Genomic DNA, 20,711 nt, shown 5'->3' with positions numbered 1-20,711 from the left:
GGTGTTTGGACAAGGCGAGATCAGATCCCGCCCTCGTCCAAACTGAGCAACGTCGCATTACCCCCCGCGCTGGTCGTATCGACCGACACCGCACGCTCCGCGCAGAAGCGGTACAGGTAATGCGGCCCGCCCGCCTTCGGCCCGGTGCCCGACAGGCCCTCGCCCCCGAACGGCTGCGACCCCACGACCGCGCCGATCATCGACCGGTTGATGTACAGGTTGCCGACCGCGGCCTCGCTTTCGACCACCTCGCCCGCGCGCGCGATACGGCTGTGCAGGCCCATCGTCAGGCCGTATCCCTTGGCGTTCACCCGCGCGATCGTCTCCGACAATTGCCCCGCCTTCCACGTCGCGACGTGCAGCAGCGGCCCGAACCATTCCTGCGACAGCGCCTCGATCCCATCAATGCGGATCAGCGTCGGCGGCACGAACAGGCCGGCCGCCGGGACATCGACGGTCTTCACCCAGCGATCCCGCACCCCGTCGCGATAGGTCATCAGCCGGTCGTAGGCGGCGCGATCGATCACCGGTCCCACATCGGTGCGCGGATCGGCCGGATCGCCGATCGCCAGCAGGTCCATCGCCCCCGTCAGCATCTCGACCAGCCCGTCCGCGATATCCTCCTGCACCAGCAGCAGCCGCAGCGCGGAGCAGCGCTGCCCCGCGGAGCGGAACGAGGAGGCGACCACGTCCGCCACGACCTGTTCGGGCAGCGCGGTGGAATCGACGATCATCGCGTTGATCCCGCCCGTTTCCGCGATCAACGGCACGATCGGGCGCGTGTCGTCCTCCAGCAGCGCGCGCGCAATCTTCCGCGCGGTGGCGGTGGAGCCGGTGAAGGCGACCCCCTGCACGCGCGCCTCGGCGGTCAGCGCGGCGCCGACCTCCGGCCCGCCGGGGACGAGGATCAGCGCATCGGCGGGCACCCCCGCCTCGTGCGCCAGCGCCACCGCGGCGCGCGCGATGTCGGGCGTCTGCGGCGCGGGTTTAGCGACGACGGTGTTGCCCGTCACCAGCGCGGCGACCGTCTGGCCGAGGAAGATCGCCAGCGGGAAGTTCCACGGCGCGATGGTCGCCCAGACGCCGCGGCCTTCCAGATGCAGCGTGTTGCGCTCCCCCGTCGGCCCCGGCAGCTCGACCGCGTTCAGCTTCGCGCGCGCTTCCGCGGCGTAATAGCGGCAGAAATCGACCGCCTCGCGCACCTCGCCCAGCGCGTCGGGGATGGTCTTGAACGCCTCCTGCACGCAAATCGCCATCAACCGCTCGCGATCGCGTTCCAGCAGGTCGGCGAGGCGATCGAGGCACGCGGCCCGCTGTGCCGCGGGCGTCGCCTGCCACGCAGGGAAGGCGGCGTGGGCGCGGGTGATGGCGGCGGACACGTCGGGCGTCGCCGACGCCGGCACCGCCGCGGGGGCTGTCACCTTCGCCGCCACATCGTCCAGCACCGCCGGATCGTTCAGGTCGATCCCTTCGGAATTGCTGCGCGACGCGCCGAACAATTCCACCGGCAGCGGGATCGACGGATGCCGCGATCCCCCCACCGCGGCGATCTTCGCCACCGGGTCCGCCAGGATCTCGTCCTCGCTCAGCCGCTCGTCCGCGAGCTGGTGGACGAACGACGAATTCGCGCCATTCTCCAGCAACCGGCGCACGAGATACGCCAGCAGGTCGCGATGCCCGCCGACCGGCGCGTACACCCGGCAATGATAGCCGTGTTCGCGCACCAGCCGTTCGTACAGGCCGTCGCCCATCCCGTGCAGCCGCTGGAATTCGAAATCGCGGCTGTTCCCCGCCCAGTCGACGATCGTCGCGACGGTCAGGGCATTGTGGCTGGCGAAGGCGGGGCGGATGTTCGTCGCCTCCAGCATGTCCTTCGCCACCGCCAGATACGACACGTCGGTCGCGGCCTTGCGCGTGAACAGCGGATAGTCGGACAGGCCCTCCACCTGCGTCCGCTTGATCTCGCTATCCCAATACGCGCCCTTCACCAGCCGCACGTTCATCACGCGCCCAAGCTGGTCCGCCCACGCGACGACGGGTCGCGCGCGCTTGCCGTACGCCTGCACCGCCATTCCGAACCCGTCCCAGTTCTTCAGCGCGGGCAGCGGAGCGACGGTGCCGATGATGTCCAGGCTCATCTCCAGCCGCTCGCTCTCCTCCGCATCCACGGTCAGCGCGATGCCGTGGCCCGCCGCCTGTATGGCCAGCGCCTCCAGCATCTCGGTCAGCGCGGGCACGCATTCGTCGCGCTTCGCCACCTCGTAACGCGGATGGAGCGCGGACAGCTTCACCGACACCGAATGGCCCGCCGCCGGATCGCGCCCCACCGCGTCGATCGCATCGACATAGGCGCGATAGTAACGCTGCGCGTCCGCGGTGGTGCGCGCCGCTTCGCCCAGCATGTCGAAACTGGCGGTGAAGCCCTTGTGCTCGGGCTTCTTCATCCGGCGCGCGGCCTCGTCGATCGTGCGGCCCATGACGAAGATTTCGCCCATCATCCGCATCGCGGCGCCGACCGCCTGCCGCACGAACGGTTCGCCCGCGCGGCTGATGAGGCGGCGCAACGGCCCCGCCTCGCCCTCCCCCACCAGCGCACGGCCGACGACGAGGCCCCACGTCGCGGTATTGACCAGCTTCGACGCCGACTGCCCGGTATGCGCGCGCCAGTCCGCATCGCCCAATTTGTCCGCGATCAGCAGGTCCGCGGTTTCCGGATCGGGCACGCGCAGGAACGCCTCCGCCAGGCTGAGCAGCGCGACGCCTTCCGATGAATTGAGCCGATATTCCTGCAAGAAGCGGTTCACCCACCCTCGCGCCTGCGCCGCGCGCAGGTCCGCCAGCAGGCCCGACGCGGTCGAGATCGTCCGCGACCGCGAATCGGAATCGCTCGCCGCGCGCGCCAGCAGGGTTTTTAGAACATCGGGTTCGCTGGCCCGATGCAGCGCACGCAGGGCGGCAAGGGTGTCGGACGTTACGGCAGCGGACATCTTCAAGCTTTCGGTTCGTTGGCTCTTGCGAGCCGGGGGGCGGCGCGCCTAGAGGGATGGCGAGCGCTGTAGCGCGTCCGAACCGGGGAGGAAAATCCGCGTGACCGCAGACGAGATGAAGGCCGCGATCGGCCAGGAAACCGTGTCCGACTGGATCGAGGTCAGCCAGGACATGATAAACAAGTTCGCCGACGCGACCGGCGACCACCAGTTCATCCACGTCGATCCGGAACGCGCGAAGGCGACGCCGTTCGGCACCACGATCGCGCACGGCTTCCTGACGCTGTCGCTGCTGCCGCTGATATCGATGAAGAACGCCGATGCGCCGCGGCTGGACGGCGTGAAGATGGGCGTCAACTACGGCGGCAACAAGGTCCGCTTCCTGGCGCCCGTGCCCTCCGGATCGAAGATCCGCGGCCGGTCGAAAGTGACCGAGTTCGAGGAAAAGCGCCCCGGCCAGTATCAATATACGACCGAGACCACGGTGGAGATCGAGGGCAGCCAGAAGCCCGCGATGATCGCCGAATGGATCACGCAGGTCTTCGTCTGAGTCCAATCGCCGTCACCCCAGCGAACGCTGGGGTCTGGTGCGGCATGAAACCCCAGCGTTCGCTGGGGTGACGTCTCTATTAGAATGAAGGATCACAGGATGCGCTCCGCCGTCATCGTCTCCACCGCCCGCACCCCGATCGGCCGCGCCTATCGCGGGGCGTTCAACAATCTGCCCTCCCCCACGCTCGCCAGCCACGCGATCAAGGCCGCGGTCGAGCGTGCCGGGATCGACGGCGCGGAGGTCGACGACGTCGTCATCGGCTCCGCGCTCCAGCAGGGGCATCAGGCGGGCAACATCGCGCGCACCTCGCTGCTGCGCGCGGGGCTGCCCACCACGGTCAGCGGCATGTCGCTGGACCGCCAGTGCGCGTCGGGCCTGATGGCGATCGCGACCGCGGCGAAGCAGATCGTCGTCGACGGGATGGACGTGACGATCGGCGGCGGCGTCGACAGCATCTCGCTCGTCCAGACGCCGCAGATGCGCGTCGCACCGGACAAGGAATTGCTGGCGATGCACCCGGACATCTACATGCCGATGCTCCAGACCGCGGAAGTCGTCGCCAAGCGCTACGGCATCAGCCGCGACGCGCAGGACGAATACGGCCTGCGCTCGCAGCAGCGCACCGCCGCCGCGCAGGCCGCGGGCAAGTTCGATGACGAGATCGTGCCCGTGACCGCGACGATGGCGATCACCGACAAGGAGACGAAGGAAGTCTCCTACCGGGAAACGACGCTGTCGAAGGACGAGGGCAATCGCGCCGACACCACGCTGGAGGGCCTGAAGTCGCTGAAGCCCGTCCTCGGCCCGGATCTGAACATCACCGCGGGCAATGCGTCGCAGCTGTCGGACGGCGCCTCGGCCAGCGTGCTGATGGAAGCCTCGCTGGCGGAGAAGCGCGGCCTGACCCCGCTGGGCCGCTATGTCGGCATGGCGGTCGCGGGCACCGCGCCGGACGAGATGGGCATCGGCCCCGTCTTCGCGATCCCCAAGCTGCTGGAGCGCAACGGGCTGACCGTGGGCGACATCGGCCTGTGGGAATTGAACGAGGCGTTCGCGGTGCAGGTCCTCTACTGCCGCGACAAGCTGGGCATCCCGGACGAATTGCTGAACGTCAACGGCGGCGCGATCTCGATCGGCCACCCCTATGGCATGAGCGGCGCGCGCATGACCGGCCACGCGCTGATCGAGGGCAAGCGCCGCGGCGCGAAGTATGTCGTCGTCACGATGTGCGTCGGCGGCGGCATGGGCGCGGCCGGATTGTTCGAGGTGCTGTGAGTTGAACGGTAACCGTCGATCCGCTATGTAATGGATCGGCGATTGTCATAGACGCCTTTCGTATGCGAGCCCCGGTTGTGTCAGCGACCGGGGCTCTTTACGTTTGGGGCTCGCGTGTCAGCACGAGCCCCGCCCGTATGCCTACTTCCGGCTGACCTCGATCACCTTCACGACCAGGGTCGCGAAGGCGAACAGAGCGCCCAGAACCAGACACAGCTCGGCTAGCGTCATAGAACGTCCTTCCGTCTGCGTCGGCGGCAGGATTGCCGCCGTCACCAGCTTGCCGCGCGTTCGCATGGTCCGCAACCAACCCCCCTTCCCCTCGTTCTCCTGCCGAACCCTTAAAGGAGAGGCACCATGGCCGAGGCGAATACCGACCCCCGCAAGCTGAAGGCGGACCTGTGGAAGAAGATGGCGGACAGCCCGTTCGTGATGGTCGGCCCCGCCGACGGATCGACGCATAGCGAGCCGCTGACCGCGCAGCTGGACGAGGATCAGGTCGACACCCTGTTCTTCTTCATCGGGAAGGACAATCGCGTCGCGGGCAAGAGCGACCTGATGCTCCAGTTCGTGTCCAAGGGGCATGATTTCTTCGCCTGCCTGTCGGGCAAGGGCCGTGTCGACAACGACCGCGCGCAGATCGACAAGCTCTGGAACAACCAGGTCGAGGCGTGGTTTCCCGGCGGCAAGGACGATCCGAACCTCGCGCTCCTGCGCGTCGACATCGACAGCGCGGAGCTGTGGGAAACCGACCTGTCGATCGGCGGGCGGCTGAAGATGCTGTTCGGCGGCACGATTCGGTCGGATGAGGCAGGCAGCTACGCCAAGGTCGATACGACCGCGGAGAGCAGCCCCGCCTGACGCTTGCGCGGCCGAAACGATCGCGCGATGATGCCCCCCATCGGCAATGATGGGGGGCATCATGCGTTGGACGACCTTCGCCGCCGCGGCGGCATTTCTGGCGGCACCTGCGACGGCGCAGGTGGGGATGAAAGAGCTTCGCGCCGAACAGGCGGCGGTTCCCGCGCCGACCCTGACCGAACGCTACGGCACCGACGACCTGCGCATGGGCGAGTTGCGATTGCCCGCCGGCAAGGGGCCGTTTCCGGTCGCGATTCTGATCCACGGCGGATGCTGGACCGCGTCGTTCGATACCTATCGGGGCACGACCCCGCTGGCGGAGGCGCTGCGGCGGCGCGGGATCGCGGTGTGGAACGTCGAATACCGCCGGGTCGGCGATCCGGGCGCCGGATGGCCGGGCACGTTCGAGGATGTGGCGGCGGCGGTCGATCACCTCCCGAAGCTGGCGAAGCGCCATCCGCTCGACCTGAAACGCGTCACGATCGTCGGCCATTCGGCGGGCGCGCACCTGGCGCTGTGGGCGGCGTCGCGCGCGAAGCTGCCCGCCCCGTTCGCGGGCAAGGCGGTCCGGCCGGTGTCGGTCGTCGCGATCGATGGACCGGGCGCGCTGGCGCCCTTCGTCGGCATCGATGCGCAGGTGTGCGGCACGCCCGTGATCGTGCCGCTGATGGGCGGCACGCCGGCCGAGAAGCCCGCCGCCTATCGCATCGCCAGCCCCGCGGATCACCTGCCGCTGGGCATGACACAATTGCTGGTGGAGGCGGAACTGGGCGGGTTCATGAAGCCGTACGAAGCCGCGGCGCGCAAGGCGGGGGACCGGATCGAGGTGCTGGAACCCGCGGGCGCCAACCATTTCGACATCATCACGCCGGGGTCGCCCAACGGCAGGGCGGTGGCGGACTGGATCGCGGCGAAGGCGTTCTAAACTCGCGCGTCCCCGCGAAGGCGGGGACACGGTCTGGGCTCCCGCCTTCGCGGGAGCACAAATGCACGCCCACTATCCGTTGGCGGCGATCCATTCCTCCAGCACCGGTGCGATGCGGTCGCGCCACTTGCTGCCGTTGAAGATGCCGTAATGGCCGACGCCCTCGGCCATGTAATAGCGCTTCTTCGCCGCCGGCAGCTTCGTCGCCAGCGTCAGTGCGGCCTTCGTCTGCCCCAGGCCGGAAATGTCGTCGCGCTCGCCCTCGATCGCCAGCAGCGCGACGTCCCGGATCGCGGACAGGTCCACCGGCCGCCCGTGGTGCGTCATCTCGCCCTTCGGCAATTTGTGGTTCTGGAACACGACGTCGATCGTCTGGAGATAGAATTCCGCGGTCATGTCGCAGACCGAGCGATATTCGTCGTAGAACGCCTTGGTCGCGTCCGCGCTCTCGCCGTCGCCCGCGACCAGATGCTTGAACATCTCCCAATGGCTCATCATGTGGCTGCCCAGGTTCATCGTCATGAACCCGCTCAACTGCAAAAAGCCCGGATAGACGCGGCGGCCGGAGCCGGCGTAGGTCATGGGCACGGTCGCGATCACGTTCTGCTCGAACCAGGCGAACGGACGGTCGGTGGCCAGCGTGTTGACCGCGGTCGGCGCCTCGCGCGTGTCGATCGGCCCGCCCATCATCGTCAGCGACTTCGGCCGGCACGGATTGGCATCCGCGCTCATCAAGGCGGCGGTCGCCAGCGCGGGCACCGACGGCTGGCACACCGCCAGCATGTGCGCGCCCGGCCCCATCTCCTCCAGGAAGGCGACGAGATAGTCGATATAATCGTCGAGGTCGAAATGACCGTCCGACAAAGGCACCTGTCGCGCGTCGCGCCAGTCGGTGATGTGGACGTCCGCCACCGGCAGCATCCGCTCCACCGTCCCACGCAGCAGCGTGGCGTAATGGCCCGACATCGGCGCGACGATCAGCAGCTTTGGCCCGCCCTCGACACCGTCGCGGACGAAGCGCTTCAGCTGGCCGAACGGCTTTTGCAGCACGATCTCCTCGTGCACCGCGACCTCGCGGCCGTCGATCGTCGTGCTGTCCAGCCCGAACGCGGGCTTGCCGCGCGTCGCCGCCGCGTGCGCGAACACCTCCAGCGCGCTGGCCATCACCGGCCCGCCGCCAAGGTAGCCGAACGGATTGGACGGGTTGTTCAGCCAGTCCGCGCTGACGCTGGCCCAGGCACCGGCGGACGCCAGCCAGGTGCGCTGCACCTCGTACACGTCGTAGAGCATGTTCTTCATGGACATCCTATGGGCCGGACGCGACCCGTGCGCAATTATCCTGTTGCAACGGCCGCCGCGCCAACATGATCCGAAAGGAAACGCGTGGTGGCGAGGTCGAGCGTTTCGGCGTCGCCCAGTGGCCGCCCCAGGTGGAACCCCTGAAGGTGGCTGGCCCCCGCGATGCCGAGCAGGTCGACCTGCGCCGCGCTTTCCACGCCCTCCGCGATGACCGCCAGCCCAAGCGCCTGCGCCAGATGCACGATCGCCTGCACCACCGCCGTCGCCTCGCGCTCGCGCATCATCGCCTCGACGAAGCTGCGGTCGATCTTCAACGCGTCGAGCGGGAATTTGCGGATGTTGTAGAGCGAGGAATAACCGGTCCCGAAATCGTCCAGCGCGATGCGGAACCCCATCTGACGCAGGCGATACAGCGTGTCCGCGGCATGATCGACATCGTCGAAGATCGCGGTTTCGGTGATCTCGATCTGCAATCGCGCGGGCGCAACGCCGGCGCGGCTGCATCGTTCGACGATATAGCCGACGAAATTGGGGCGCCGGAACTGCCGCGGGCTGAAATTGACCGACACATATTGCCCCGGCCACGTCGCGACCGCCGCAAGGCTGCGTTCCAGCACCCAGTCGCCCAGTGCATGGATCAGCGTCGTCTCCTCCGCCACGGGAATGAACGTCGCGGGGCTGATCGTCCCCCATTCCTCGGTGGTCCAGCGCAGCAGCGCCTCGAACCCCACGATCTCGCGATCCTCGCGCGCCACGATCGGCTGGAACGCCATCGCCAGCTCGCCGCGCGCGATCGCCTGCGCCAGCCCGCTCTCGATCCGGCGGCGCAACCGCAACGCGTCGTCCAGCGCCTCGTCGAACAGGCAGACGTGGTTCGGCCCCTGCGACTTGGCGTCGCCCAGCGCCAGATCGGCCCGCCGCAGCAGGTCGTCCGCATCGTCCCCCATGGCGCCGGGCACCAGACCGGCGCAGGCCGCGCCCTCCAGCACATGCCCCGCGACGTCCAGCGTCGCGCCGCACGCGCGAATCATCCGCTCGCACTCCATTGCCGCCGCGGGCGCGCCGGGCGCGTCGAACAGCAGGCCGAATTCGTCCCCGCCCAGCCGCGCCAGCATCGCGCCCGCGGGCGCCGCGTCATACAGGATGGCGTAGGCGGCGCAGACGAGCGCGTCGCCGACGCGGTGGCCCAACGTATCGTTCACCAGCCGGAAGCGGTCGAGATCGACGATCGCGACCGCGAACGGCCCCGCGCGCGTCGCGCGATCCGCGACCGCGTCGCGGAACGCGGTGCGGTTGGGCGCGCCGGTCAACGGATCGTGCGATGCCGCATGGTCCGCGCGGGCACGGCTCGCGGCCAGGTCGGCGCGAAGCACCACCAGCTCGGCAAGGAGGGTTTCGCGCGACGGCGTGTCGGCGACGGATGCTGCGGGCATGACGGTTCCCTTTCCTGCCGAAGGGTAACCGCGGAGGGTTAAGCCCGCGTAAAGGCCCCCGCCCGCGCCGCGTCCAGCGCGTTGCCGCCCAGCACGATCGCGCCCAGCGGACCCGCCCGCCCGCCGAGCGCGGCGGGGACCAGGAACGTGTCCATGTCCTCCACCTCCGGCAACGCGACATAGCCGCCCAGCGACGCCGCCGTGGCACGGCGCAGGCGCGGCAGCAGGAAATCGTTGCCGACCAATACGCCCCCGCCCAGCACGATCCGCCGCGGCACGCCCGTCAACGCCAGCGTGCCGAACAGATGGGCCAGCGCGTCCACCACCGTGTCCCACGCCGGATGATCCGCGGTCAGGTCCTCGCCCTTGGTTCCCGTGCGCGCGGCGATCGCGGGACCCGCGGCCAGCCCCTCCACGCAATCGCCGTGGAAGGGACAGATCCCGCCCCAGTCGTCGCCCCGCAGCCGCGGCGGGCGGATATGCCCCAGTTCCGCATGGCTTAATCCGTCGACCGGCTGTCCGTGCGCCACCAGCCCCGCGCCGACGCCGGTCCCGACCGTGACATAGGCGAGGTCGGACAGCCCCCGCCCCGCCCCCCAGCGCGCCTCCGCCAGCGCGGCGCCGACGACGTCGCTGTGAAACCCGGTCGGCACGCCGTAACGCGCCTCCAGCCGCCGCGCGATGTCGGTGTCGGCCCAGTGCGGCTTGGGCGTGGAGGTGATGCTGCCGTAGCGCACCGAGGCGCGATCGATCGATACCGGCCCGAAACTGGCGATCCCGATCGCGGCGAACCCGCGCCATTGATCCAGCGCGGCTTCCAGCGCGGGCAGCGTTTCGGCGGGGGTCGTGGTGGGGATGCGCACCTCTTCCAGCACGCGATCCGGTCCGCTCGCCAGGATCGCGATGCATTTCGTGCCGCCCAGTTCGACCCCGGCGACGAGCGGCGCTTCCCCCATCCTCAGCTCTCCTGTTCGACCGCGGCGTCGATCCGCCGCAGCATTTCGGTCAGTTGCGCCAGTTCCGCGCGGGAAAAGCGCGCGAAGATGCGCGCCTCCAGCTCCAGCGCCTTGGGCGCGACCTGTTCGTACAAGGCCTGCCCCGTGTCGCTGAGCGACAGATGGTGCGACCGGCGGTCGGCGGCGTTGGGACGGCGTTCCAGCAGCGCCCGGCCCGCCAGCGCGATCGCGGCGCGGCTGACCGTGACCTTGTCCATCCGCGTCCGCTCGCCGATCTCGGCCTGCGTGATGCCGGGCCGTTCCGCGATCACCGCCACCAGCCGCCATTCGGGGATGGAAAGCCCGAACAGCGCCTCATAGGTGCGCGCGATCCGCTCGCTGACGCGATTGGACGTGACCGACAACAGATACGGGACGAAGCGGTCGAGGTGGAGGCGATCGGCCATACGCCGCGGCTAACATGCGCAGGCGCGGGGTGGAATGGGCTGCGCGACGACCGGTCGGATTCAGCGCGCCGTCACCGCCGCGGACAGGCCCGGCATTCGGCTGGGCTCGCCGGATTTCCCCGACGCCCGTACGGCCGCTGCTAGGCCCGATCGACATTCGATGTGCCGGTGCAGGGTGTTCGCGCGAAGCCGCGAAGACGCAAGGAAGGTCGGGTTCACGCGGAGGCGCGGAGTACGCGGCGTGTGGCGCACCGGGCTGACGGAAGGGCCGACTACCGGCCGGCGCGACGTCGCTGCTTCGATGAAGGGGGTGGCGGTCTGCGTTACGTTTTACTCTTTCGCGTCCTCCGCGCCTTCGCGCGAACATATCACCCCGCCATTTGAATGTCGATCCGCCCTAACCTGACGCGCAGGCGCACCGCCCATGCCTCACCCCCGCCCCACCCGAACGCAGGTCGGCCCGGGCGCGTGCCGTCGCCGCGGCCTGTCACCGCACCCAGGCCGCGACCTCGCCCGCGACGGTGTTCGCCGCCTGGTTCAGCGCCGGTCCTGCCGCCGCCGCATCGATCGCCGCGACGGGCACGCGCGCCTCGAACCGGCGCTTCTCCACCGCGGTGCGTCCCGCGCGGGTCAGCGACGCGTCGTAGGTCACGACTGCCTCCCGCGTCGCGGCGTCGACGCCGAAGAAGCGCAGTTCGCCGCCCAGGTTCGCGCTGGGATCCTCGAACGACTGCGCCGGGGTCAGCACGACCATATCCGCCCGCGCCGTCAGCGTGTCGGACAGCAGGCGCGCGAACAGCCGTGCGGGCGGCTCGCTCCACTGCGCTTCCTTGACATAGGCCAGCGTCGTGTCGGTCGCGCGGACGGGGACGCGGTTGCTGGCGTTCGCCGCCGGGGTCGCGGGCACCTGCACCACGATCGACCGCGCACCGTTCGACGTCTGCGCACTGCCCGGCTGGGGCTGCGCCGTGGCGTCGAGCGTCAGCAGGGTATCGGGCGGATCGGCGCCGAAGCTGATGCACGCGGCCAGCGGGAGCAGCGCGCCGACGGGCAGCAGCCTCAGGACGGGACGGAAGCCAGGCATCACGCTCATTTCCCCTTGTAGTCCGGCAGCTTCTGCTGCCCGGCCAGCGAGCCGACGCCGCCCTGTTCCACCCGCTCGGCGATCGCCGACAACGAGGCGGAGGTGCTGCGCAGGTCGCGGACCAGCAGGTTGACCTGCGGGATCGTCTGCTTCGAGAAGGTCGTCAGGCCGGGACGCGCATCGCTGATCGCGCCGTTCAGCGTCTCGGTCGACTGCTTGATCGCGCTGATCGCCCCGTTCAGGTTCTGCATCGCCGGCTGGATGTCGCGCGTCATCACGCCGTCGGCGGTGTTGGCCAGCTGCCCGATCTGTTCGGCGGCGACGCCCGCCTGCTGGATCGCGACGCGCGTCTGCGCCAGCGTGGCGGCGATCTCCGGCCCGCGATCCGCCAGCGCGTCGGTCAGGCGGTTGGTATTGTCCAGGATGCCCGCGATCGACGCCTGGTTGCGATCGGTCAGCAGGCCGGTCAGCCGCTCGGTCAGCGTCGACAGCCGCTCCAGCAGCTGCGGCGCGGAATTCAGGATCGCGCCGATGCCGCCCGTCTTCGTCGGGATGACCGGCACGCCCAGCGGGCATTGCGCCTCCGGGTTGGTTTCGGGGCAGGCGATCGGCGGCGCACCCTTGGTCGCGCCGTCGAGGCTGACCGTGCTGGTGCCGGTGAAGCTGCCCTGGATCGTGGCGGTGGTGCCGCGCAGGATCGGCGTCTGCTCGTTCACGCTGATGCGGACGCGCACGAACTGCGGATCGGGCTGCCACAGCGAGATCGACTTCACCTGGCCCGACGGCACGCCGGAGAAGGTGACGGCCGACCCCTTCGCCAGCCCGTCGACCGCCTGGCGGAAGAAGATGTCGTATTCGCGTTCGCTGCCGCCGGCCAGACGCGCGATCCACACCGTGAAGATCGCGACCATGGCCAGCAGGATCAGCACGATGGCGCCGACGAGGACGTGGTTGGAGCGGGTTTCCATCAGTCGTTTCCTGCTGCGACGGTCGGTGCGCGACGCGTGTCGTTTTCGGCGGGCCGCGCCGCGCCCGCTTCCTTGCTGGCCACCGCGTTGCGACCGCGCGGGCCGTTGAAATATTCCTGGATCCACGGATGGTCGAGCGCCAGCAGCTCGTCGATCGTGCCGACCGCGATCACCTTCTTGTCGGCCAGCACGGCGACGCGGTCGCAGATCGCGTACAGCGTGTCGAGGTCGTGGGTGATGAGGAAGACGGTCAGCCCCAGCGTCTTCTGCAACGACCGCGTCAGGTCGTCGAACGCCGCCGCGCCGATGGGGTCGAGGCCCGCGGTCGGTTCGTCGAGGAACAGCAGTTCCGGATCGAGCGCCAGCGCACGCGCCAGCCCCGCGCGCTTCTTCATGCCCCCCGACAGTTCGGCCGGAAATTTCGGCCCGGCATCGGCGGGCAGGCCCGTCATCACCACCTTGTACGACGCGATCTCGTCCAGCAGCGCGAGGTCCAGCGCGGGGTAGAATTCGCGCAAGGGGACCTGCACGTTCTCCGCGACCGTCAGCGTGGAGAACAGCGCCCCGCCCTGGAACAGCACGCCCCAGCGCTTGCGGATCTCCACCGCCTCGGTCTCGTCGCGGCCGATCGTGGGTTCGCCGAACACCTCGATCTCGCCCTCGGACGGGGTCTGGAGACCGACGATGGAGCGCATCAGCACGGACTTGCCCGTGCCCGATCCGCCGACCACGCCCAGGATCTCCCCGCGCCGGACGTCCAGGTCCAGCCCCTCGTGGATCACCGCATCGCCGAACCGGTTGGTCAGCCCGCGGACGCGGATCAGGATGTCGTCGTCGGGCATCAGATCCAGCCGATCTGTTCGAAGAACACCGCGAAGAAGGCGTCGATGACGATCACCATGAAGATCGCCTGCACCACCGCGGACGTGGTGCGCAGGCCGACCTGTTCCGCGTCGCCCTCCACCTGCATCCCCTGATAGCAGCCCGCGATCGCGATGATCGCGCCGAACACGGGCGCCTTGATGAGGCCGACGAAAAGGTCGGTGATCGGCACGACCTCGCGGATGCGCGCGATATAGGTGACGGGCGGGATGTCGAGGCTGACCCAGCACAGGACGCCGCCGCCGATGATCGAGATGACGGAGGCGTAGAAGCCGAGCAGCGGCATCATCACGATCGCCGCGATCGTGCGCGGCAGGACCAGGGATTCCATCGGCGACACGCCGATGGTGCGCATCGCGTCGATCTCCTCGGTCAGCTTCATCGTGCCGAGCTGCGCGGCGAAGGCGGAGCCGGACCGGCCCGCGACCATGATCGCGGTCATCAGCACGCCCAGTTCGCGCAGGGTGATGCGACCGACCAGGTTGATCGTGAACCCCTCCGCCCCGAACTGGCGCAGCTGCACCGCGCCCTGCTGAGCGATGACGATGCCGATCAGGAAGCTCATCAGCCCGATGATGCCCAGCGCGTTGACGCCGACCACCTCGAACCGCTGCACCGTGGCGTTGAAGCGGAAACGGCCGGGATGGCGCACGACGTTCCAGAACGCGATCATCGTCGCGCCCATGAACCCGATCAGCCCCTTCGACGTGCGCCCGGCATGCGCGGTCGCATCGCCGATCTCGCCCAGCACGCGGCGGAACGACGACGTCGTCTGCGGTCGCATCTGCACCGGCTGGTCGGCGGCCTCGACCTGTTCCAGCAGGTGGCGCGCGTCGCCCGACAGGCCCTCGATCGCGGCCCCGTTGGTGCTGGCGAAGCGGTGGACGACCCAGGCGCCGATCGTGTCGATCCGGTCGACGCCCGACAGGTCGATCGTCGCGACCTTCCCCTCATGCGCGCTCAATCGATCGGGCAGCCCGCCGAGCCTCGCCAGCGACAGGTCGCCGGAGAACCGCAGGACGTCGCCCTCGACGCTGTAATCGGCAGCCGCGCTCATGCGGCGGTTCTTGCGGCAAACCCCATCGTCCCGCAAGCGCGCGGATCGCCCGATCGTTCCGATGCTGGAATCATTACAGCAGGACGTCCACCGCATGGATGGTCAGGCCGACCAGCCCGCCGACCAACGTACCGTTGATGCGGATGAACTGAAGGTCCTTCCCCACCGCATTTTCCAGCCGGGTCGTGATGGTGTCGGCATCCCATCCACGCACGGTTTCGGACACCAGCCGGACGATCGTGTCGCCGTAATCCGCCGCCGCCCCCACCGCGGCGCGGCGCACGAAGCGGTTGATCGTGCGCCCCAGCCGCGGATCGTCCTGCAACGTCTGGCCCAGCTGGCGCAGCGCCTCGCCGAACTTGCCCGCCAGCAACCGCTCCGGATCGCGCGCCGCGCGCAGCATCGCCGCGCGCGCCTGTTCCCACAATCCGTTGATCCAGTCCTGCATCGCCGGATTTTCGAGCAGCTCGATCTTCAGCCCCTCGACCCGCGCGCGCATCGCGGGATCGTGTTCCAGATCACGCGCAAGGTTCGCCAAGCCTTCCTCCGCCCGCGCGCGCAGCGGATGGTCGCGGTCCTCCGCCATGTCCGCGATGAGTTTGTCGAGCCCGTCGATCAGCTTGTTCGACACGGTCTCGTCCAGTCCGGTCCAGCGCAGGATCGAGCCCGCGCGGTCGTGGACCATCGCGCGGACCAGATGCTCGTTCGCCGCCAGCGCGGACCGCGCCCACAGGATCGCCTGGTCCACCACGGGCTGATGCCGCCCCTCCGCCAGCGTCGCGGCCAGCGCGCGGCCGATCATCGGCGACACCTCGGTCTCGCGTACCCGCGTCACCATCATGCCGCGGACCATCCCGCCCAGCCGTTCCTGATCCAGCGCCTGCAACACCTCCACCGCCAGCCGCGATGTGCCGCGCGCCAGCCGCCCGCCGCCTCCTGCCTTCGGATCGGCGAGCCACCGCCCCGCGACGCCCGCGACGTCGATCCGCCCCATCCGCCGTGCGACGACCGCGGGGATCAGGAAATATTCGCGCAGGAACTGGGCGAGCTGGTCGCCGATGCGATCCTTGTTGCGCGGGATGATCGCGGTGTGCGGGATCGGCAGGCCCAGCGGATGGCGGAACAGCGCGGTGACCGCGAACCAGTCGGCAAGGCCGCCGACCATCGCCGCCTCCGCGAAGGCGCGCACGAAGCCCCAGCCGGGATGGACGTGTTCCAGCGACCGCGTGGCGAGGAACACCGCCGCCATCGCCACGAGCAACCCGCCCGCGACCAGCCGCATGCGGCGCAGCGCGGCGGGCACGGGCTGTCGGGGGATGCGGGCGAACGACGTCATGCGTGACACAATCCGCGACCCGGCCGCAGGTTCACCCCGGAACGATGTGACCTCATACGGGACCGTTCGTGCCGAGGAGGCACCGAGCGACTCCGACGTGCCGTCTCAAAGCACCCACGCTGCCTGCCCTTCGCGACGAGGCTTCGAGTGCGCTCCGCCTTTCCTCGGGGCCAGCGGACGTAGGGCGGGCGGTCAGCGCAAAAGGCCCTGTCCCGCCCGTCACTCCGCGGGATCGGTGCCCGGCCCGCGGAAGCCGATCCGCCCCACCGGGCCGGGAATCGATCCCGCCGGCGCGTCATGGTCGATCGCGGGACCGGCGGCGTCGTCGCCGGGGCGATAGGTCAGCAGGCGCTTGCCCAGCCACGGCCCGATGCGCCGCTCGACGCCGATCGCCAGCGAGAAGCTGGACGGGACGATGATGAGCGTCAGCAGCGTCGACAGGATCAGGCCGCCGATCACGACGACGCCCATCGGCGCCCGCCACGCGCCGTCGCCCGACAGCGACAAGGCGGTGGGCACCATGCCCGCCACCATCGCGACGGTCGTCATCACGATCGGCTGCGCGCGCTTGTGCCCCGCGTCGATGATCGCGGCGCGGGGACTGACGCCCATCGCCATCTCCTCCAGTGCGAAGTCGATCAGCAGGATCGAATTCTTCGCCACGATGCCCAGCAGCATCAGCAACCCGATGAACACCGGCATCGACAGCGGCATGCCCGCGATCATGATCGCCAGCAGCCCGCCCAGCGGGGCGAGCAGCAGCGACCCCATGTTGACCAGCGGGGGAAGCAGCCGCCGGTACAGCAGCACCAGTACCGAGAAGACGAGGAACACGCCCGCCAGCACCGCGAAGACGAAGTTGATGAGCATCTCCATCTGCCACTTCGCCTGGCCGACGTTCAGTTCCTGTACGCCCACGGGCAGGTTCTGCATCAGCGGCAATGCCTTGATCCGCTTCATCGCCTCGCTGGTGACGAGGCCGGGGGAAAGGTCCGCGCCGACCGTCAGCTGGCGCTGCTGGTTGATCCGCGTGATCTTCGTCGGGCCGGAACCGAAGCCGATTTCCGCGACCAGGCTCAGCGGCACCGATCCGCCCGATTGCGTCGCGACGGGCAGGTTCTGGATCGTGTCCAGCTTGGTCCGCGAATCCTCCGCCAGCGCGACCCTGATCGGCACCTGCCGGTCGCTGAGCGAGAAGCGCGCGCTGTTCTGGTCGAGATCGCCCAGCGTCGCGATCCGGATCGCGCTGGACAGAGCGGCGGTGGTCACGCCCAGCTGCGCGGCAAGGTCCAGCCGCGGCTTGATGATGATCTCCGGCCGGTTCAGGTCGCCCGCCACGCGCGGCGCGACGAGGCCCGGAAGCCGCGCCATCTCCGTCACCAAACGGTCCGCGGTCTGGCGCAGGACGACGGGATCGTCGCCGCCCAGCGTGACCGAGATGTCGCGGTTGTTGTCGCCGAAACCGAATTGCGACTGGAAATTGACGCGCGCGTCGGGGATCTTCGCCAGTTCGGGTGCGATGCGGCGCTCGAAATCGGTCGACTTCTCCTTCCGGTTCTCCGCGTAGGTCGCGACGACGCGGCCGGTGCCGACAAGGGTGCGCGTGTAGAGGCTCTCGACCGCGGGCTCCCGGTCCAGCAGGGCGTAGACGCGATCGACCGCGACCTGCGTCGTCGCCATCGTCGCGCCGGGAGGCATCGTGATCGTCACGACGCTGCGCGGCTGGTCGACGGCGGGCTGGAACGTCATCGGAATCTGCGTGAACAGCACCGCGGTCAGCAGGAACGCGCCCGCGCCCATCGCCATCACCCAGACGCGGTGGTCGCGTATGTAGCCGGTGACGCGGCGGAAGCCGCCGCGCGCGCGGATCAGCGGCGCCTTCCCCTCGTCCAGCGTCCACAGCAGCACGCGCTGGTAGACGTCCATCATCCGTCCGCCGCCATGTTCCGCATGGCCGAACGCCTTCAGGAAATAGGCCGCGATCATCGGCGTTATCAATCGCGCGACCGCAAGGCTCATCAACACCGCGACGACGACGGTCAGGCCGAAATTCTTGAAGAACTGCCCCGACACGCCCGGCATCATGCCGACGGGCAGGAACACCGCGACGATCGCCATCGTGGTGGCCAGCACCGCGAGCCCGATCTCGTCCGCGGCGTCGATCGACGCCTGATACGCGCTCTTCCCCATCCGCATGTGGCGGACGATATTCTCGATCTCCACGATCGCATCGTCGACCAGCACGCCCGCGACGAGGCTCAGCGCCAGCAACGTCATGCTGTTCAGCGTGAAGCCCATCAGGTCCATGAACCAGAAGGCGGGAATCGCGGACAGCGGGATCGCGAGCGCCGATATCACCGTCGCGCGCCAGTCGCGCAGGAACAGGAACACGACGATGACCGCGAGGATCGCGCCCTCCAGCATCGCGTGGATCGCGCTCTTGTATTGCTCCAGCGCATATTTCGAGCCGTCGACGCGCAGCTTGAACTGCACCTTCGGGTTGCGCTTCTCCAGCGCCTCCAGCTTCGCCTTCGCCTCGCGGAAGACGGTGACGTCGGACGCGCCCTTCGCGCGTTTGAAATCGAAGCTCAGCGCAGGACGCCCGTCGACCGCGGCGGCGCTGCGCTGCTCGGCATACAGGTCGCGCACCGTCGCCACGTCCGCGACGCGCACCGTGCGGCCGCCGCCGATGCTGATCTGCGTCTGCCCCAGCGCATAGGCGGAGGCGGCGTTGCCCAGCACGCGCACGGACTGTTCCGCACCCGCGATCTCCGCGCGTCCGCCCGCGGCGTCCAGGTTCACCTGGCGCAGCTGCTGGTTGATCTGGCTCGCGGTCAGGCCATAGGCCGCGACCTTCGCGGGATCGAGGATGACGCGGATCTCGCGGTCGACGCCGCCGATCCGCTCGACCGATCCCATGCCCGGGACCGACAGCAATTCCTTCGCGACCGTATTGTCGATGTACCAGCTCAGCTGTTCCAGCGTCATGTCGGTCGCGACCGCGGTATAGCTGCCCAGGTCGCTGTCGTTGATCTTCACCCGCTGGACCTGCGGTTCCAGGATCCCTTCGGGCAGGTCGGCGCGGATCTGCGTCACCGCGTCGCGCGCCTCGTTCACCGCGCGGTCGACGGGGGTGCCGATGTCCAGCTGGATCATCGTGGTGGAATTGCCCTCCGACACGAACGACTGGATCTCGTCCACGCCCTCCAGGCTGCGCACCGCCGATTCGACGCGCTGCGTGACCTGCGTCTCCAGCTCGCTGGGCGCGGCGCCGGGCTGGCTGATCGACACCGTCACCGCCGGGAATTCGATGTCCGGCTCCTGGTTGATGTCCATCCGGATGAAGCTGATGATCCCCGCGACCGTCAGCATCATGAACAGGACGATCCCCGGAACGGGGTTCCGGATCGACCAGGCGGAGATGTTGCGGAAGCCCATCGTCTGCGTCCCCTAGCGGCCCGGCCGCGCGACGATCGGCTTCACCAGCTGACCGGGATTGAGGAAGGCGCCCGCCGCCAGCACGACGCGCTCGTTGCCCGTCAGGCCGCTGGCGATCGCCACCTTGTCGGCGTCGACGTCGCCAAGCTTCACGTCGCGACGCACCACCTTGTCGTTCGCATCGACGATATAGACGTAATTGCCACGCGTGTCGCTGAGCAACGCGGATTGCGGCAGTTCGGGCAAGGTCGATCCCCCCGCCACGATCGTGGCGGACGCGAAGCCGCCGGGGCGCAGCGCGGCGTCGTATTTCAGCGCGACGCGCGCGATGCCCTGCCGCGTCTGCGGGTCGATGACGGGGGACACCTGCCACACCTGCCCGTCGAACGCGCGCGTGCCGCCGACCGGCGTCACCTGCGCGCGCGCGCCGGGACGCACGCCCTGAAGGTCGGCCTCGGACAGCTGGACGCGCATCTCCATCTCGCCGCCCTTGGCCAGCCGGAACAGCATGCCGTTGCCGCTGCTGACGATCTGTCCCGGCTCCACGCCGCGCGTCAGGACCAGGCCGGCGGCGGGGGCGCGGATGTCGAGCCGGGCGTTGCGCGCGCGCTGCTCCGCCGCGGTCGCCTGCGACACGCGGACGCGCGCGGCGGCGGCGTCGCGCGTCGCGATCCGGCGCTGCACGTCGGCCTTGGAGATGAAGCCGCGGTCGACCAGGCTCTGCGCCCGTTCCAGTTCGGCCTGCGCCAGCGTCAGGTCGGATCGCGCGACGTTGATCTGCGCGCCCAGCGACGCGGCGGTCTGCGCCTGCACCGACCGGTCGATCGTCGCCAGCACCTGCCCAGCGCCGACCCACTGCCCGGGTTCGACCAGCACGCGGCTGACCATCCCGCCCTCGCCCGCGACGCCGACCGGCATCTCGCGCCGCGCGGCCAGCGATCCCGTACCGCTGACGCGGCGCTCGACCGACTGCGCGCCCGGCACGACCACGGTCACGCTCGGCGCCTGCGCGGCGCGGGGGGCGGCGGGCTTCTCGTCCGAGGCGACCGAGATGCGCCACGCGACGATCGCGACGGCCAGCGCGACGATCCCCGCGACGATGATCCACCGCCGCCGCCGCCGCGCCGCAAGCTCGGCCTCCTGCCCGTCGGCGATCAGGAGTTGCTCGCCGTCCAGTTTCCCGCCCTCGTAGTTCATTGTGCTTCCCGCCC

General features: G+C 69.3%; 16 protein-coding genes. 4 read left to right on the top strand and 12 right to left on the bottom strand.

Annotation, left to right across the window (positions count from 1 at the left end; translation table 11 throughout):
* Positions 1 to 20 precede the first annotated feature (20 nt).
* Complete coding sequence (locus ASG29_RS04740) at positions 21 to 2,987, bottom strand: L-glutamate gamma-semialdehyde dehydrogenase (RefSeq protein WP_055981042.1); 2,967 nt, start codon at positions 2,985 to 2,987, stop codon at positions 21 to 23.
* Positions 2,988 to 3,102: 115 nt separating this feature from the next.
* Between ASG29_RS04740 and ASG29_RS04735 the strand changes: the two genes are divergently transcribed.
* The 4 genes from ASG29_RS04735 to ASG29_RS04720 all read left to right on the top strand — a co-directional run bounded on the left by ASG29_RS04735 (position 3,103) and on the right by ASG29_RS04720 (position 6,601).
* Positions 3,103 to 3,537, top strand: coding sequence for a MaoC family dehydratase (locus tag ASG29_RS04735; protein WP_055981039.1), 435 nt, complete (start codon positions 3,103 to 3,105; stop codon positions 3,535 to 3,537).
* Positions 3,538 to 3,636: 99 nt separating this feature from the next.
* A complete protein-coding gene (locus ASG29_RS04730) occupies positions 3,637 to 4,815 on the top strand; it encodes an acetyl-CoA C-acyltransferase (RefSeq protein ID WP_055982209.1) in 1,179 nt (392 codons plus the stop codon).
* A 357-nt stretch (positions 4,816 to 5,172) separates the two neighbouring features.
* Positions 5,173 to 5,676: a pyridoxamine 5'-phosphate oxidase family protein gene (locus ASG29_RS04725; protein ID WP_055981036.1), complete on the top strand. Its 504-nt coding sequence runs from the start codon at positions 5,173 to 5,175 to the stop codon at positions 5,674 to 5,676.
* Between the two features lie 61 nt (positions 5,677 to 5,737).
* A complete protein-coding gene (locus ASG29_RS04720; protein ID WP_162242938.1) occupies positions 5,738 to 6,601 on the top strand; it encodes an alpha/beta hydrolase in 864 nt (287 codons plus the stop codon).
* Between the two features lie 72 nt (positions 6,602 to 6,673).
* On the opposite strand, the gene ASG29_RS04715 is transcribed toward ASG29_RS04720, so the two are convergent.
* The 11 genes from ASG29_RS04715 to ASG29_RS04665 form a co-directional block, all read right to left on the bottom strand.
* Positions 6,674 to 7,891: a polyhydroxyalkanoate depolymerase gene (locus ASG29_RS04715; RefSeq protein ID WP_055982206.1), complete on the bottom strand. Its 1,218-nt coding sequence runs from the start codon at positions 7,889 to 7,891 to the stop codon at positions 6,674 to 6,676.
* A 44-nt stretch (positions 7,892 to 7,935) separates the two neighbouring features.
* Positions 7,936 to 9,333, bottom strand: coding sequence for a putative bifunctional diguanylate cyclase/phosphodiesterase (locus ASG29_RS04710; RefSeq protein ID WP_055981030.1), 1,398 nt, complete (start codon positions 9,331 to 9,333; stop codon positions 7,936 to 7,938).
* Positions 9,334 to 9,371: 38 nt separating this feature from the next.
* Positions 9,372 to 10,289 carry an ROK family protein gene (locus ASG29_RS04705; protein WP_055981028.1) on the bottom strand — a complete coding sequence of 306 codons (918 nt, stop codon included), beginning with the start codon at positions 10,287 to 10,289 and terminating at the stop codon, positions 9,372 to 9,374.
* A 2-nt stretch (positions 10,290 to 10,291) separates the two neighbouring features.
* Positions 10,292 to 10,735: a MarR family winged helix-turn-helix transcriptional regulator gene (locus ASG29_RS04700; protein ID WP_055981026.1), complete on the bottom strand. Its 444-nt coding sequence runs from the start codon at positions 10,733 to 10,735 to the stop codon at positions 10,292 to 10,294.
* 487 nt (positions 10,736 to 11,222) lie between these two features.
* On the bottom strand, positions 11,223 to 11,819 hold the full coding sequence (locus ASG29_RS04695; protein ID WP_055981023.1) for an ABC-type transport auxiliary lipoprotein family protein: 597 nt from the start codon (positions 11,817 to 11,819) through the stop codon (positions 11,223 to 11,225).
* Positions 11,820 to 11,824: 5 nt separating this feature from the next.
* A complete protein-coding gene (locus ASG29_RS04690; RefSeq protein WP_055981021.1) occupies positions 11,825 to 12,787 on the bottom strand; it encodes an MlaD family protein in 963 nt (320 codons plus the stop codon).
* Complete coding sequence (locus tag ASG29_RS04685) at positions 12,787 to 13,629, bottom strand: ABC transporter ATP-binding protein (RefSeq protein ID WP_055981019.1); 843 nt, start codon at positions 13,627 to 13,629, stop codon at positions 12,787 to 12,789. Before ASG29_RS04685 ends, ASG29_RS04690 begins: the two co-directional genes overlap by 1 nt.
* A complete protein-coding gene (locus tag ASG29_RS04680) occupies positions 13,629 to 14,726 on the bottom strand; it encodes an ABC transporter permease (protein WP_055981017.1) in 1,098 nt (365 codons plus the stop codon). Before ASG29_RS04680 ends, ASG29_RS04685 begins: the two co-directional genes overlap by 1 nt.
* Before the next feature lie 73 nt (positions 14,727 to 14,799).
* A complete protein-coding gene (locus tag ASG29_RS04675; protein ID WP_235532776.1) occupies positions 14,800 to 16,062 on the bottom strand; it encodes a DUF445 domain-containing protein in 1,263 nt (420 codons plus the stop codon).
* 219 nt (positions 16,063 to 16,281) lie between these two features.
* On the bottom strand, positions 16,282 to 19,500 hold the full coding sequence (locus tag ASG29_RS04670; protein WP_055981014.1) for an efflux RND transporter permease subunit: 3,219 nt from the start codon (positions 19,498 to 19,500) through the stop codon (positions 16,282 to 16,284).
* Between the two features lie 12 nt (positions 19,501 to 19,512).
* Entirely contained in the window at positions 19,513 to 20,697 is a 1,185-nt protein-coding gene (locus tag ASG29_RS04665; protein WP_055981011.1) for an efflux RND transporter periplasmic adaptor subunit, read from the bottom strand.
* Between the last annotated feature and the right edge of the window lie 14 nt (positions 20,698 to 20,711).

The organism is Sphingomonas sp. Leaf412 (assembly GCF_001425405.1).
Lineage (GTDB): Bacteria > Pseudomonadota > Alphaproteobacteria > Sphingomonadales > Sphingomonadaceae > Sphingomonas.
This window is presented reverse-complemented; position numbering and strand designations above follow the sequence as displayed.

Bases quoted from the DNA above. Each gene is read 5' to 3' on its own strand.
- ASG29_RS04685 (WP_055981019.1), bottom strand. From the start codon at position 13,629: ATGCCCGACGACGACATCCTGATCCGCGTCCGCGGGCTGACCAACCGG.
- ASG29_RS04720 (WP_162242938.1), top strand. From the start codon at position 5,738: ATGCGTTGGACGACCTTCGCCGCCGCGGCGGCATTTCTGGCGGCACCT.
- ASG29_RS04695 (WP_055981023.1), bottom strand. From the start codon at position 11,819: ATGCCTGGCTTCCGTCCCGTCCTGAGGCTGCTGCCCGTCGGCGCGCTG.
- ASG29_RS04735 (WP_055981039.1), top strand. From the start codon at position 3,103: ATGAAGGCCGCGATCGGCCAGGAAACCGTGTCCGACTGGATCGAGGTC.
- ASG29_RS04730 (WP_055982209.1), top strand. From the start codon at position 3,637: ATGCGCTCCGCCGTCATCGTCTCCACCGCCCGCACCCCGATCGGCCGC.
- ASG29_RS04700 (WP_055981026.1), bottom strand. From the start codon at position 10,735: ATGGCCGATCGCCTCCACCTCGACCGCTTCGTCCCGTATCTGTTGTCG.
- ASG29_RS04705 (WP_055981028.1), bottom strand. From the start codon at position 10,289: ATGGGGGAAGCGCCGCTCGTCGCCGGGGTCGAACTGGGCGGCACGAAA.
- ASG29_RS04740 (WP_055981042.1), bottom strand. From the start codon at position 2,987: ATGTCCGCTGCCGTAACGTCCGACACCCTTGCCGCCCTGCGTGCGCTG.
- ASG29_RS04680 (WP_055981017.1), bottom strand. From the start codon at position 14,726: ATGAGCGCGGCTGCCGATTACAGCGTCGAGGGCGACGTCCTGCGGTTC.
- ASG29_RS04675 (WP_235532776.1), bottom strand. From the start codon at position 16,062: ATGACGTCGTTCGCCCGCATCCCCCGACAGCCCGTGCCCGCCGCGCTG.
- ASG29_RS04670 (WP_055981014.1), bottom strand. From the start codon at position 19,500: ATGGGCTTCCGCAACATCTCCGCCTGGTCGATCCGGAACCCCGTTCCG.
- ASG29_RS04690 (WP_055981021.1), bottom strand. From the start codon at position 12,787: ATGGAAACCCGCTCCAACCACGTCCTCGTCGGCGCCATCGTGCTGATC.
- ASG29_RS04725 (WP_055981036.1), top strand. From the start codon at position 5,173: ATGGCCGAGGCGAATACCGACCCCCGCAAGCTGAAGGCGGACCTGTGG.
- ASG29_RS04715 (WP_055982206.1), bottom strand. From the start codon at position 7,891: ATGCTCTACGACGTGTACGAGGTGCAGCGCACCTGGCTGGCGTCCGCC.
- ASG29_RS04710 (WP_055981030.1), bottom strand. From the start codon at position 9,333: ATGCCCGCAGCATCCGTCGCCGACACGCCGTCGCGCGAAACCCTCCTT.
- ASG29_RS04665 (WP_055981011.1), bottom strand. From the start codon at position 20,697: ATGAACTACGAGGGCGGGAAACTGGACGGCGAGCAACTCCTGATCGCC.